Below are 13761 nucleotides of genomic sequence, written 5' to 3'. Positions count from 1 at the left end.
AGCGTCGGCCAGCGTTTAGTAACATATCTGCGGAACACTTTCTGCAACCGACTTCGTAACCCAAGTATGCCCACGACTGTTACAACGCCCGATCCTGATGAGGAGTGTGCGTACTGTAGGTCCCGTATCTTCGACCACGACCCAATCTGCGTCCGCGACTGTACCAACAACTGTGGGTCACCCACGTACTTCTGTAACTACGCGTGTCTCTCAGCGTACGTAGAAGAAAATGAACTTACCACGGGTGATGCCTGCGAATGGTCTCCTGACGAAAGCGACTGTTGCTAACAGTGGATATCGGCAGATTCGTGTCACAGCGGTAACAGCGCGGAAGCCACCCCTTCAGGGGTGGGTAGCTGACTTGCTGTACTTCTGGCCGATAATAATCTCCTTGCGTTTCACAAAATAATACCGTATATCGACACACAGAATACAGAGAGCGACCGGGATAGGGGATTTTCTGACGTAAGGTAAAACAAAATCGTCTACCGGACAGATCTTGGGCCCGCCAGCGTCGGCCACCGGACTTCCGGACTGGACCGTCAGCAGTCCACGTCTTCGGGGGCTATCGGCTCCGTCGCTGGTTCCCCCTCGGGAATACCGAGGAACATCACGTAGGCTCGTGCGCCAGTCTCGCTATCCGCCGTGTGGACGGCGCCGGGATCGATCCACGCATCGCCCGCCGCGTAGGTCCGGCTGACGCAGTCATCTGCTCGCGTGTACTCGATTTCGCCCTCGACCATGTGGACGATGGACATCCCGGGGTGTTGGTGCCAGCCGGACTTCGCGCCCTCAGTCCAGGTCGCCTCGGCAACGATGACATTAGATGCGTCCTCCATGTCGATGACGATGGTCCCATCGTCATCGGTCGGGGTCTCTGTTCGCGTCTCCTCCTGTGCAGTTTCGGCGTCGGCGAAGGTGAGTTCGAACCTTGCGGCCACATCGTCAACGAAGGGTGCAGGTTCTCCGAGTATCCTGACTTCGAAGCCATCGTGCTCGTCTTCGGTTGAGGTCTCTGTGGTCGTCTCTTCCTGTGCGGTGGCATTGCTGGCAGTTAGCCCAGTGATACCCAGCAGGCTTGCTCCCGCGCTTGCTCGGAGAATGTCACGCCGTCGCGGTGATTTCTTGTTTTCAGACATCCCGTTGAACGACTCTCCGCCGTGTCTTATACCGAGTATATAGTTCATCTGAACCACACTACGTGGTCTTGGGGACATCGCCAATACAGGTACGTAACTACCGTTACAGCTGAGACATGGTGGCTTTCTCTCCATCCCGTTCAGAAGACTGTGAGCACACGACCCACCGCAACATCTGCTCGAAACCCCCTGTCTGGATGGCATAGACATCTTTCAGACCATAACGTGACCACCAACTGTCGAGAAGAATTGTAACAGCACGGTCTACCCCTTTTTGTTCGTTTTCCTACTACTGATCGTCTCGCTCGTGAAGGATTTTTCCGCTTCTTGGCGAAGTGCTGGCTCTAAGGATTCTTCCCCGGCAAGTCTCCGGAGCATCGTATCGCACTGTGAAGCCGCCAACGCTTGGAGTGCTCGCTGGCGGAGTCTGTCGCTCAAACTCTCCCTCTGGACGAGAGCGTCGAGTTCGATACACTCTTCCGGCGTACGAGGGTCATAGTCCAGAACACGGGTTTCGGAGTGATAGGCCTACAGACCGTATCGTCACGTCCCTTCTTTGTGACTGCTTCCGTCTATGTTACGGGTCTAACGCTGGGCCACACACTCTTTCCCCCGAGGAATCATACTATCTGGTTACGGGGGGAGACATGGACGACCACAGCGGCGAATCCAGCAATGGAAACCGGTCTGACCGGCATTCGGATGTTGACGACCGAGAGGAACCGCGAGTAGAACAATCAATACTCGGGGATGAAGCTGAAGACGCCGACGAGGCTGAACGAGAGGTCGACGAGCAATACGATTCTAGTGGGACGCACGGCGACCACGGAGAGCAGGCAAATAGCCATGACGGCCACGACGAGGGCGGCATGCACGAGGGACACGAACAGATGTTCCGGCGGCGCTTCTTCGTCTCGACGCTCCTCTCGATTCCAGTCCTGCTCTACAGCGAGACGCTTCAAGAGTGGCTCGGGTTCTCGGTCCCGGCGTTCCCCGGCAGTGAGTGGATTAATCCCGTTTTTGCGATAATCGTCTTCGCGTACGGTGGCGTGCCGTTCCTTCGGATGGCGGTTCCAGAACTCGAGGACCGCACGCCGGGCATGATGACACTCATTTCGATGGCCATCACCGTCGCGTTCGTCTACAGCCTCGCGAGCGTCGTCTTCCCGACCGCGTCGACGTTCTTCTGGGAGCTCGTGACGCTGATCGACATCATGCTGCTGGGCCACTGGATCGAGATGCGCTCGGTCCGCAGGGCCTCTAGCGCCCTCGACGAACTGGCCAAGCTCCTCCCTGACACCGCCGAGCGCATCACCGACGACGGCGGGACTGAGGAGGTTCCGGTGAATGAACTTGGGGAAGGCGACCTTGTACTCGTCCGTCCGGGGACTAGCGTACCTGCTGACGGCGTCGTTAAGGAGGGCGACTCGGACGTGAACGAGTCGATGATTACTGGCGAGTCGAAGCCGGTGTCGAAAGACCCTGGCGACGAGGTCATCGGTGGGACTATCAACGGTGATGGGAGCCTCCGGGTACGAATTGCTGCGACGGGCGACGAGACGACGCTCGCGGGTATCATGCGTCTCGTCGAGGAGGCCCAAGAGAGCGAGTCTCGGACACAACAACTTGCCGACCGCGCGGCGGGATGGCTGTTCTACATCGCATTGGCGGCGGCTATCGTGACCGGCATCGCGTGGACGATCGCCGTCTCGTTCAACGCGACGGTCATCGAGCGAGTCGTGACGGTACTCGTAATCGCCTGTCCGCACGCACTCGGACTTGCTATTCCGCTCGTCGTCGCCATCAACACGTCGCTGGCCGCACAGAACGGCATGCTGATTCGGGATCGGATTGCAATGGAACAGGCTCGGGAACTGGATACGATTATCTTCGACAAGACAGGGACGCTCACGAAGGGCGAACAGGGTATCGTCGACGTGGAGACTGTCGAAGACATCGACGAGGACGAGGCGCTGGCGCTCGCCGCCGCCGTTGAGGGTGATTCGGAACACATGATTGCGCAGGCAGTACGCGAAGCCGCGAACGAGCGGAACCTAGATGCACCCACCGCTACTGGTTTCGAGGCGCTCAAGGGCCGCGGAGTTCGTTCGACCGTCGACGGTGCCACGATTCACGTCGGGGGTCCAAACCTCCTGTCACATCTCGACACAGACGTTCCCTCAGAGCTGACGGCGTTCGCGGAACGGGCCGGAGAGAACGCCCAAACGGTCGTCTATCTCTTACGCGATGAGACGCCCGTTGCCGCATTCGCGCTTGCAGATGTCGTTCGTGAGGAGAGTTACCAGGTCGTTGACGCGCTCCACGAACTCGGCATCGAGGTGGCGATGTTAACTGGCGATTCCAAGGATGTCGCCCATGCCGTCGCCGACGACCTTGGTATCGACACGGTGTTTGCCGAGGTGTTGCCTGAGGACAAGGACAAGAAAGTAACCGAACTCCAAGAACAGGGCAAACTCGTGGCGATGGTGGGGGACGGAGTCAATGACGCGCCAGCACTCACGCGGGCTGACATCGGTATCGCCATCGGGTCTGGGACGGACGTCGCCGTCCAGTCGGCGGACATTATCCTCGTCCAGAATAACCCGCTGGATGTCGTTCGTCTTGTGAAGCTGAGCAAGGCGAGTTACCGAAAGATGAAGGAGAATCTCGCGTGGGCTGCAGGCTACAACGTGTTCGCACTCCCGCTTGCGGCAGGGGTTCTCGCTCCCATCGGTATCCTGCTCTCGCCCGCGGTCGGCGCACTCTTGATGTCGCTGTCGACAGTAATCGTCGCAACTAACGCCCAGTTCCTCCGCCGGGTTGACCTCAGCCTCCCCAGTCTACCGGGCGTGCCAGCACAGCAGGAGGCCCAACCAGCAGACTGACGAGAACAAACACGTCCCGTCCTTTTACTCGACATATTGGATGACGCGTGCCATCCCTGCTTCGAGGTGGTAGAGGTCGTGACAGTGGAACAGCCACTCGCCGGGGTTGTCGGCGAGGAAGTCGAAGGTGACCTCGCCCATGTGGCCGGGGACGACGACGGTGTCCTTGACGGCGTTCCCGACTTGGAAGAAGTGACCGTGGAGGTGCATCGGGTGAATCACCGGACTATGGTTCACCATCCTCACCCGGACGTGATTACCCTCGCTGACGCGGAGCGGGTCCGCACTGGGGTACGCCTGACCATCGATTAGCCACTCGTAGGAACCGCCGCGACCCGCCGACAGCGTCAGGTCGAACTGGCGGTCCGGCCGGCCATCGATGCCGTCCAGCGGTGAGAGCGCACGGAGGTCCCCGTACTGAAGTCGGCGTCCCGCCGAGGACGGCGCAGACGGAGGCCCATTACTCCCTTCATACTGAAGGAGGGCGCGTGCCGGTGGCTCTCTACCGTTGACGGCGTCGGCACGTATCTCCCACGTCCCGGGGTTGTCGGCTTCGATGATTGCGTCGTACCGCTCGCCAGCCCCGAAGACAAACGAGTCTACCGTCACCGGTTCGACCGGCCGGCCGTCGGCGTGACTAATCGCCATTTCGTGACCGGCAGATCGAACTCGGAACGCCGTCGCACTCCCTGCGTTCACGAATCGAAGCCGTACCCGCTCGCCCTCCCGGACGGTGAACGTCTGCGGGTCGGTCGGCAAGCGTCCGTTGATGAGGAGCCCGGCGTACGGCGGTCGTCTGTCACCCATCTGTCCCATGCCGCCGGGACCGCCACCACCTCTGCCACCGCGACCGCCTCGGCCGCCCCGTCCGCCGCCCATCGGACCCTGCCCGGAGTCGATTTCCGAGAGCGGTCGTGGCTCTTGGTCCAAGTAGTCGTCAACGACGACCGTGTACTCCCGGTCGACGTAGACGTTCGTCATTCCGACGATACCCACAGTCAGGTCGTCAACTTCTCGGAGTACATATGAGTCGCAGAGACACTCGTTCGTCTCCCAGTCGTAGAGATTGTTGGCCACTATTGGCGCGTTCAGTTCCGCCCTCAAATCGCTGAAGTTCCCGTCCTCGACGGCCTCGTTCGAGTAGTCCCAGTTGCCCGGCCGTCCGTGTAGGTAGTGACCGCCGTCCCGTGGAAGGTGTCGCCGCTCATCAGCGTCAGCACGTCGTCGGAGGCGTCACGAAGCTGGTCGAGTTTCGCTGTCAAGACTGGAACCCCACCCCCGTGTTCGATGCGTTTTTCGTCGCCATCGAAGTCGAGGTCGAGCGAGTTGCGCGGATTGTTGTAGTAGACCTGATGTCCTGAGACGAGTTGGCCGTGGAGGTCGCTGACGTGTGCGAAGACGAAGCCCGATTGCTGCTCTTGGTCGGGGGAGGTAGAGCCGTCTCCATTTCCCGAGAAAGTCAGCGTCGACGTTCCTAGTCACGTGGGTGGATGGATTCGGTTTTTAATGAACTCGTAGCTGTTTGTCGGTGGGTTAACTGACGGACAGCAGGGAACGTCATGGATGATTTATCAACGACATCCCTTACACCAGTTGTGCCCGTTCAACCCAAGAACACCGAGAAGCCTTCGGAGGGTGTAGTCAAGTTATAGCCCTGCTTCGACAGTTACGGTGATTCTGTGCGACCTTGGGTGTAGGTCCTATTCCGATTTTGGCGATAACACACAAAAGAGTCGCCCTCCAGCAGTTCGACAGGACTCAGATGCGCGCCGCTATCGGCGTCGTACTGGTACTCGCAGTTGTCGTCGTTGGTGCGACACGACAGAGTGACGTCGTTACCGACTGGATTGAAGAGAAGGGCTACAGCCCGGGGAAGATCGTTGGGGCGACCGCGGGTCTGTTCGCGGGTACCTTCGGTGGGGCAGTCGCAGTGCCGGGACCGCCGATGATCGTCTACGGCGTGTTCATGGCCGCGGGCGGCTTTTGGAGCGACGAGAAGATGAAGGCGGTGTTCACTGCCTTCTTCGGGTCTCTCATGCTCTATCGGTTGGGAAGTCTGACGTACACCGGCGCGGTCGAGACGCCACTACTAATCGAGGCGGCGGTCGCGATTCCGATGGTATTCCTCGGCGCTTGGGTCGGCGTCTGGATCTTCGATCACGTCTCCGAACGTCTATTCGGTTGGCTCGTACTTGCGCTCCTCACAGTAAACGCATTTATCCTGCTCTCCACCACGATTCCGGAGCTATAGCATTTGACAGCCCCATATCTATTCATCACTCTCTTCGAGAGGGTATCTGACGACTAGTCATCTACCTACGGCTAAAGTCGTGGGCTTCCGCCTTGCTGTTCTCGTGAAATCAACACCTAATGAGAGAATACCAAGTCTGCACTACGCTCCGACATAGCCTAGAGCCTGAAACAGACCAGCATGTACTTCGGAATTCGTTGGTTAACTACACATTAACTTACGACTTCCTCTTGGTTGGTTTAATATTGGCAGTGGTTTTTCTGCGCCGGCGATGGGTGCCGGCGCACCAAGCAGTAGCGCGGCGTGTAGTCGCGTGCGTCGGCAGACCGAAGTGAGAACCAATGCATATGATGATTTACTCGCTGGTAGAGGCATCGACACGAGACGAAGCACTCGCGACTGGAAAGACGGTGTTCGACCAACTCGTCGGAGCCAGCCCACACGCAACTGCAGTATTCGACTACTACGTAACGTTTGACGAGTCGGGCACGTCAGTCGCTGGGAAGGCCCGGTGGGACGACCTGCCAGTAGTAACGCCCGTCAAGTCCGACAATGGACAAGAACTGCTGGAGCGTGGGTGGGAGGCGACGAAGAGCGAGTTCGAGCGAAAATTCATCGACCGATTAGCAAGCGGAGACGCATAGATGGTCAACGAACACGTCTTCGTTGACAAACTCCGCCACATCAACCAGTACATCGAGGACCTCGAACAGATGCGAGGTCTCTCAAAGGCGGAGTATGTGGACGATATGGTGACCCAGCGAGCGGTTGAGCGGACGTTGATGAACCTCATTCAGGCATGTATCGACCTCGCTTAGCACGTTCGGTCGACAGAAAATCTCTCCCCGAGCGGAACCGCCAAACAGGAGATACAGGCGCTTGGGGAAGCAGACATCATCTCGAACGAGACGCAGGCGAAACTCGAAGAAGCAGTCGGGTTTCGAAATATTCTCGCGCACAGATACGGCGACGTTGTGTACGACGTACTCCACGATGACTTGCAGTGGTTCAATCGGTTCCAACAGCTCGATTGAACAACGACCCACCAAGATACAGATAATAAACCGGTCTCGTCCACAAAGAGAGTCGCTCCATGCGTTTCACAACGAGATAGATACGTCGCTTCAATGGACGAGTTAGAGCCGGTCGGTTAGTTTTTCTGCCCCTGAAGGGTGCGGGGCACTCGACTTCTCAGTGCCTCACGACGATGATGACACCACTTGCAAGACTTGAGACGACGAGTAGAGTCCGGAAACGCGCCCAGTACGAAGCCCTCGAATTCTCCGACCCCGTGGATTGGCGTGGCCGTCGCATCCATATTCTCGGTGGGAGCCCGCCCAAGTAACTCAGCGTGATCGACCCCAACTCGTTAGATTCGTTGTTCGCAGTCACTGTCACCGCAAACGGCGACGTGAGTCTCGAAAAATAGCGAGTATTCTTCGTCGGCCGGTAGGTATATCCCGTATCGGATTTGTTGAAATACTCGGCTGAACACGGATATACCCGGCAGTTTGACGGAATGAAGGTTCTCCCGAAGTCGCGGTTGCCCCGGTTTGTCGAGCAATCGATGCACCTGACCCGTCGAGATTTAGTTCGGTGCTCTTCGAAGTCCTCGAAACGACGGTAGCCTGATCTCGACCACAGGACTATCCGACTGGAGAGCCTATATTATAGGATGGCAGATGATAGAAACGGTCGAGACAAGCAAGCGCGAGACGCTGAGAGACGCCAGCAAGAGCGTGACCTTGCCACGGAACTGGAGCGAGGAGACGAAAAAGAGCCACCGGTCGAGGCGGCGGAACTCGGCGATTTCGAGGCGGAACTCGAAGCAATGAACTTCCCGGCGACGGGGACCGAGATCGTCGCGGCGCTCGGCGACCGCGCAATAGAATCGGTCGAGGGGAGCTACACGGTCGAGGATCTCGTCCCGGAGACGGACGAGGAGACGTTCGACACCCCGGCCGCCGTGCGAGTGCAGGTACAGCGGCCGACAGTTGCCGCGGCGATGAAACGAGTCGTCGAATCCAGTGAGACGCTTCGAAATACGGAGTTCAGTTGGACACAGCGCAAAGCGTACGAGATGACGTTTCAGGAACTCGCAGCGATCGACGCCGATGACGACGACGAAGGGATCACAGCCATCAGCGACTGGATCGTCGACCACATCGGCGAGAAAGAAAAACTCCCGACGTCCCGGGCTGTGCGCCGACAAGCGGCGAAGTTCTGTCGGGCGAACGGCTATCAGGTTCGGGTCGACGAGTGGCTCGGCATCTAGAGCGACGGTCACGGACGCCCGTGGAAGCGACTGCTGGCACGCGCCAAGCGTGACCGATGTGTACACCTATCGAACGGCTGTTTCAGTAGGAACAGTGCCGAATCAACAGAATTTCGACAGAACCGTAAACTGCTACCTCCCACGAGCGGACAGTAGAGAGCGAGTAGGAGAGGGGGTAGTACCGACGCTTTCGGCATCGCGGTCACCCGCGATTCGTGGCAACGCTGACCACAGAATATCAGTACGGTAGCCACCCTCTACAAGTGTCTAGGCGTCCATAACTGGTTATGGTTGATCTGATTTCTCTCGGCGGACTGCTTCTCGCGTTCTTCCTCGTCGTCATGAACGGGGTCTTCGTAGCTGCGGAGTTCGCGTTCGTCAAAGTCCGTCCCACGCAGGTAAACGCACTCGTCGAACGCGGCAAACCGGGGGCAGCACTCGTCCAGGAGGTCATCCAAAATCTGGACGACTATCTGGCTGTCAGTCAACTCGGCATCACGCTCTCCTCGCTGGGTCTCGGCTGGATCGGTGAACCGGCCGTCGCAGCACTCATCGACCCCGTCCTCGGCCAGTTGCTCCCCTCGGGAACGGTCCACCTCGTCGCGTTCGTCCTGGGATTCGGGTTCATCACGTTCCTCCACGTGGTGTTCGGCGAACTCGCCCCGAAGACGTTCGCCATCCAGAAGGCCACGCGTGTCGCGCTCCTCGTCGCCCCACTCATGAAGTTCTTCTACTACGTGTTCGTGCCCGGCATCATCGTCTTCAACGGAACGGCCAACTACTTCACCCGCCTCGCTGGTGTCTCCCCGGCGTCCGAGAGCGAGGAAACCCACACCGAATCTGAGATCAAGATGATCCTCACCCGCTCGGAGGAGACGGGACACATCGACCTCAACGAAGTCGAGATGATCGAGAGCGTCTTCGAACTCGGGGATACGGTCGCCCGCGAGGTCATGGTTCCACAACCAGACGTGGAAACCGTGACTGCCTCGATGCCCCTGTCGGAACTCCGGTCGGTTGCCGCAACCGGGACCTACACGCGCTACCTCGTGCTCGACGAGCAAGAGGGGCAACCAGTTGGCTTCGTCCACGTCAAAGACATCCTCCGAGCGAGCGAAACCGAGGCGGATCGTGACTCGATCACCGCTCGCGAACTCGCACGAGAGATCCTCGCAGTCCCGGAGACGCGACGGATCGACGAGATCCTCGCCGACTTTCAGACGCGTGAGGAAGGACAGATGGCCGTCGTAATCGACGAATGGGGTGTCTTCGAGGGTATAGTAACCATGGAGGATATTCTTGAGGAAATCGTCGGTGACATTCAGGACGAATTCGACACACGAGCCCAAGAACCATCCATCATGAAGCAAGCCGACGGGACGTACGTCGTCGATGGAGGAGTCCCCATTCAGGACGTGAATGACCGGCTCGACACTCGGTTCGAGAGCGACAACGTCGAGACAATCGGTGGATTGGTCTTCAGTCGTCTCGGCAGAGTTCCTGAAATGGGCGATCAGATCGACGCGAACGGGTACGTTCTTCAGGTCGAGGTCGTCGATGATACTCGAATCGAACGACTCGTGATTCGAGAGGCACAGGAAATACAGGAGACGGACGACGAGTGAACTGCCTCGGGACTCCACCCCAAGGCAGTGCATGAAGTGTCGCTCTAATCAACTCGCTCGTGTACATACCAGTCCTTATCCCGCGTCAGCGTCTCTGTTTAGTGTGGTCCTCTCTAACGCTTCGTTGGCAGTTCAGGGTCTCGGCTTCCCGTCAGTAACGGCCGAGATGTTCGTCGTCTTCGCCCTCATTCTTCTCGCGCTCGTTCTCTTTGCGACCGAACGGTTCCCGATCGACGTCACCGCCATCTTGGTGATGGTGCTGTTGATGATACTTGAACCGTGGACACAGATCTCTCCGCGGGAGGGAATCTCGGGATTTGCGAATCCGGCCACGATCACCGTCTTGGCGATGCTCATCCTGAGTACCGGAATCAACCGGACCGGCATCGTCCAGCTGCTCGGTCGGAAGATGGCCGCGTTCGCGGGGGCCAACCGACACAAGCAACTCGCGGCGACGATTGGCATCACCGGCCCCATCTCGGGCCTCGTCAACAACACGCCGGTCGTCGCGATTCTGGTCCCGGTGATTAACGACCTCGCACACAACGGGAAGACCTCACCGTCGAAATTACTGATGCCGCTGTCGTTCGCCTCAATGCTCGGCGGCACGTTGACACTCATCGGGACGTCGACGAACATCCTCGCGAGCGATCTCGCAGCCCAACTCGGAGCGGAGTCTCCCGAACTTGGTCTGCACGCATTCGGGATGTTCGAGTTCACCAAACTCGGTCTCATCGTGTTCGCGGTCGGCTCCCTCTATCTGATGACGGTTGGCGTTCGACTGCTCCCCGAACGGATTCCCGCCGACGAGGACCTCGTCGAAGAGTACGCCCTCCAAGAGTACCTCGCAGACGTCGTCGTGCCAGCGAACTCGTCGTTGATCGGGCAGACGGTCGAGGAGGCACTGGGAGACAACGAACTCGACATCGACGTGTTACAGCTGATCCGATACGGTGAGCGTTTTTCAGAACCGCTCGCTCGGAAGGAGATCCGCGAGAGCGACACGCTCCGGCTCAGGACGAACCGGGAGACACTCGAACGAATCATGGACACGGAAGGCCTCACATTGTCTGGCGGTCCACGGACCGAAGACGACCTGCACCCCGGTGAGGAAGAACCAGTCCTCGTCGAGGTCGTTATCCCGTCGGGGTCGTTCCTCGTCGGCGAAACCCTCGCCAGTTCGACCTTCAGACAGCGCTACGATGCGAACGTCCTCGCCTTTCGAACCCGTGGTGACGTCGTCCGAGACCGATTCGAGGACATCCGTATCCGGGTCGGTGACACGCTCCTCGTGCAGGCACCGCCCGATAGCCTCACTCGACTCGTCGAGAACGAGGATTTCATCGTCGCCCACGAGTTCGACGAGATAACCTACCGGAGCGAGAAAATCCCGTTCGCCGTCGGCATCATCGCTGGTGTGGTCGCATTGCCAGCACTAAACATTCTCCCAATTGTCGTCTCTGCGTTAGCAGGGGTGGTGGCGATGGTCTTCACTGGCGTCCTGAAACCGACCGAACTCTACTCGTCGGTCGAGTGGAACGTGATCTTCCTGCTCGCAGGCGTCATCCCGCTCGGCATCGCCCTGCAGCAAACCGGGGCTGCGGCGCTGCTCGGCGATGCCGTGGCTTCGACAGCGGTATTCCTGCCGCCAATCGGGGTCCTCTGGGTGTTCTACCTCGCGACCGGGTTGTTGACGAGCGTCATCAGTAACAATGCGAGCGTCGTGTTGATGATTCCGGTGGCTGCCAGCGCGGCCCAGTCGATCGGTGCGAACGCGTTCGCGTTCGTGCTTGCCGTGACGTTCGCCGCCTCGACGGCGTTCATGACGCCGGTCGGCTACCAGACGAACCTCTTCGTCTACGGACCCGGCGGGTACACGTTCTCGGACTTCATTCGCGTCGGTGCGCCGTTACAGTTGCTCCTGTCGGTGGTCACCGTCCTCGGCATCGCGTTCTTCTGGGGTGTCCGTGTGTGACACGGGTGTTCTGACTCAATCCCGAAGTACAGCGCGTGAATCGCCTCGGGGCTTGACCCCGATGGCGATGCCACCGGTCAGCCCAATGGTACGCTCGAGTTCGGTCCCCGCCTCAGTGGCGTCTTTCACAGGTATCGACAGTTTTGCTCACGATAGTGAACTCGATGCTCTCCGATCAGACACGTACGACTCATACGCAGAAGAAAACCGTGAAGACGATGTCCGTGGCCCCGTTGAACTCCTCAGAAGGAGATACAAACCACTTGCTGAATATAGAGGGAGTATTCAGCATAGCATCATCGAACGATCAGCGACAGCGTGTTGCAACGGAGTCACAGACCCCGGTTCCAGAGTGTTATCTTCATCGTGTGTCTACTCGTCCGTTATGAAATGCGGGTCGTTCATCTGCACCGTATAGACACGCTCTCTCGGAATGTACGTGTACTCGTCGTCGCCGTGGTGAATCTGCCAGTGGTCTTCCCGATAGTTCAGTTGCTCGTCGTCGACATCCTCCGAGACAGTGTCATCAACGCCTCGGTAGACAATTGTTGCCATGACCTATTGTAGTTCGGTCAGGTGCATAACGTGGAGGGCCACCTTCACTAGAGAGCGTCGCGAGTTGAAGCGTTCCCTCCGCCGACTGAGAAGCCATCGCTCCCGTCATACTCTGTTCAAGAGCGCGTGTCACGAGTCTACTATCACAGATCCTGCGGATAGCGATCGAACGGTCAGCTGTGTACCTAACGTAGGCTCGTCGTCATCGTACTTGTCGCTCTGGTCCACCGTAGGAACGTTGATTGACCTGACCGTCCTTCTAGAACTATGGCCGAGTTCCCAGACGAACGCCAACTCGTACTACGGGCGCGCTCCCAGTTGGACCAGTGGACGAGAAGTGCCCGGATGGAGGCGTACACTGAACTGTTCGAAGGCGACCAACCAATCCTCACCGAAGCGGAGCTCCGTCTGCTCGACGCGCTCGACTCCGAACTGGAGCGAGAGGGCGGCGATGGTGTCTGGGGAACCGATCAGTACGGAATCCACACGGCCGGGACATCGAGTTCGGATACCTCACTCGGCGTCGTTTGTGTGTACCACCCACAGATCACCAAAGACTCCGTCCTTCGTGGAGGAGACGGGCTCGACGACGAAACCGAAGAGCGGCTCAACGCTGCACTCTGGAAATATAGCGAGCGCGTCGCCACACTCATCGAAGCAAAACTCGACGAGTTCGTCCGTGAGACCCAAGGGTAAGCCCCGGTCAGATCCACTTTCGGATGATCGCCCGGACTCGCTTTGACGGCATTGTTGAAACCCTCGCTGAGAAACACAACGAGTGAGTAGCGGAGGTTGATAGACTCACTCCCGAAGTCACGCCTCCCTCGATCAAGTGCGTCGTGCATACTATCGAGCGGGCGCTCGTCGTCGTTGAGCCCACTAGTGAACCGATGTGATGCCGACAATTACGGGATGGTGAAGAGGGTGGTAGCTTTACTGGAACTACTCTACACCAACTCGAATGCCATGCTGGATACTCACAAACCCTTTTCCCTCTCGGGAACCAAGACACTGTACGGAACCCAGCACACACTGTGCGTTTAGCCCCAACGGTGG

10 protein-coding genes and 3 pseudogenes are annotated in these 13761 nt (G+C 58.5%); 9 read left to right on the top strand and 4 right to left on the bottom strand.

Features of this window, described 5'->3' with window-relative positions:
- Positions 1-66: 66 nt before the first annotated feature.
- Entirely contained in the window at positions 67-288 is a 222-nt protein-coding gene (locus P2T60_RS20620) for a hypothetical protein (protein ID WP_276282817.1), read from the top strand.
- 254 nt (positions 289-542) lie between these two features.
- Here P2T60_RS20620 and P2T60_RS20615 read toward each other — a convergent pair whose 3' ends face one another.
- Positions 543-1187, bottom strand: a complete 645-nt coding sequence (locus P2T60_RS20615; protein ID WP_276282838.1) for a cupin domain-containing protein — start codon at positions 1185-1187, stop codon at positions 543-545.
- 599 nt (positions 1188-1786) lie between these two features.
- Here P2T60_RS20615 and P2T60_RS20610 point away from each other — a divergent pair.
- Entirely contained in the window at positions 1787-4024 is a 2238-nt protein-coding gene (locus tag P2T60_RS20610) for a copper-translocating P-type ATPase (RefSeq protein WP_276282815.1), read from the top strand.
- 24 nt (positions 4025-4048) lie between these two features.
- On the opposite strand, the pseudogene P2T60_RS20605 reads toward P2T60_RS20610, so the two are convergent.
- Together P2T60_RS20605 and P2T60_RS20600 are read right to left on the bottom strand one after the other, a co-directional pair.
- A pseudogene (locus tag P2T60_RS20605) lies at positions 4049-4999 on the bottom strand (multicopper oxidase family protein); the annotation flags it as partial.
- 125 nt (positions 5000-5124) lie between these two features.
- The gene (locus tag P2T60_RS20600) at positions 5125-5286 is read right to left on the bottom strand and encodes a hypothetical protein (RefSeq protein WP_276282814.1); all 162 of its coding nucleotides are present in this window, start codon (positions 5284-5286) and stop codon (positions 5125-5127) included.
- A gap of 425 nt (positions 5287-5711) precedes the next feature.
- Here P2T60_RS20600 and P2T60_RS20595 point away from each other — a divergent pair, with 425 nt between their 5' ends.
- From P2T60_RS20595 to P2T60_RS20565, 6 genes and pseudogenes are all read left to right on the top strand, one after another.
- Positions 5712-6275: a TSUP family transporter gene (locus tag P2T60_RS20595; RefSeq protein ID WP_337250859.1), complete on the top strand. Its 564-nt coding sequence runs from the start codon at positions 5712-5714 to the stop codon at positions 6273-6275.
- Between the two features lie 341 nt (positions 6276-6616).
- Positions 6617-6883 (top strand): annotated as a pseudogene (locus P2T60_RS20590) (DUF7995 family protein); the annotation flags it as partial.
- A gap of 36 nt (positions 6884-6919) precedes the next feature.
- Positions 6920-7309 (top strand): annotated as a pseudogene (gene hepT / locus P2T60_RS20585) (type VII toxin-antitoxin system HepT family RNase toxin).
- A 641-nt stretch (positions 7310-7950) separates the two neighbouring features.
- Positions 7951-8550 (top strand): DUF5789 family protein, encoded by a 600-nt coding sequence (locus P2T60_RS20575; RefSeq protein ID WP_276282812.1) that lies wholly within the window; start codon positions 7951-7953, stop codon positions 8548-8550.
- 287 nt (positions 8551-8837) lie between these two features.
- Positions 8838-10175, top strand: coding sequence for a hemolysin family protein (locus P2T60_RS20570; protein ID WP_276282811.1), 1338 nt, complete (start codon positions 8838-8840; stop codon positions 10173-10175).
- 166 nt (positions 10176-10341) lie between these two features.
- Positions 10342-12150 carry an SLC13 family permease gene (locus P2T60_RS20565; protein WP_276282837.1) on the top strand — a complete coding sequence of 603 codons (1809 nt, stop codon included), beginning with the start codon at positions 10342-10344 and terminating at the stop codon, positions 12148-12150.
- Between the two features lie 372 nt (positions 12151-12522).
- On the opposite strand, the gene P2T60_RS20560 is transcribed toward P2T60_RS20565, so the two are convergent.
- A complete protein-coding gene (locus P2T60_RS20560) occupies positions 12523-12705 on the bottom strand; it encodes a hypothetical protein (protein ID WP_276282810.1) in 183 nt (60 codons plus the stop codon).
- Positions 12706-12972: 267 nt separating this feature from the next.
- Here P2T60_RS20560 and P2T60_RS20555 point away from each other — a divergent pair, with 267 nt between their 5' ends.
- Positions 12973-13401, top strand: a complete 429-nt coding sequence (locus P2T60_RS20555) for a DUF7539 family protein (protein ID WP_276282809.1) — start codon at positions 12973-12975, stop codon at positions 13399-13401.
- Positions 13402-13761: the final 360 nt, after the last annotated feature.

Source organism: Halorussus caseinilyticus (assembly GCF_029338395.1).
GTDB lineage: Archaea > Halobacteriota > Halobacteria > Halobacteriales > Haladaptataceae > Halorussus > Halorussus caseinilyticus.
This window is presented reverse-complemented; position numbering and strand designations above follow the sequence as displayed.

Bases quoted from the DNA above. Each gene is read 5' to 3' on its own strand.
- P2T60_RS20615 (WP_276282838.1), bottom strand. From the start codon at position 1,187: ATGAACTATATACTCGGTATAAGACACGGCGGAGAGTCGTTCAACGGG.
- P2T60_RS20565 (WP_276282837.1), top strand. From the start codon at position 10,342: ATGTTCGTCGTCTTCGCCCTCATTCTTCTCGCGCTCGTTCTCTTTGCG.
- P2T60_RS20555 (WP_276282809.1), top strand. From the start codon at position 12,973: ATGGCCGAGTTCCCAGACGAACGCCAACTCGTACTACGGGCGCGCTCC.
- P2T60_RS20610 (WP_276282815.1), top strand. From the start codon at position 1,787: ATGGACGACCACAGCGGCGAATCCAGCAATGGAAACCGGTCTGACCGG.
- P2T60_RS20575 (WP_276282812.1), top strand. From the start codon at position 7,951: ATGGCAGATGATAGAAACGGTCGAGACAAGCAAGCGCGAGACGCTGAG.
- P2T60_RS20570 (WP_276282811.1), top strand. From the start codon at position 8,838: ATGGTTGATCTGATTTCTCTCGGCGGACTGCTTCTCGCGTTCTTCCTC.
- P2T60_RS20620 (WP_276282817.1), top strand. From the start codon at position 67: ATGCCCACGACTGTTACAACGCCCGATCCTGATGAGGAGTGTGCGTAC.
- P2T60_RS20560 (WP_276282810.1), bottom strand. From the start codon at position 12,705: ATGGCAACAATTGTCTACCGAGGCGTTGATGACACTGTCTCGGAGGAT.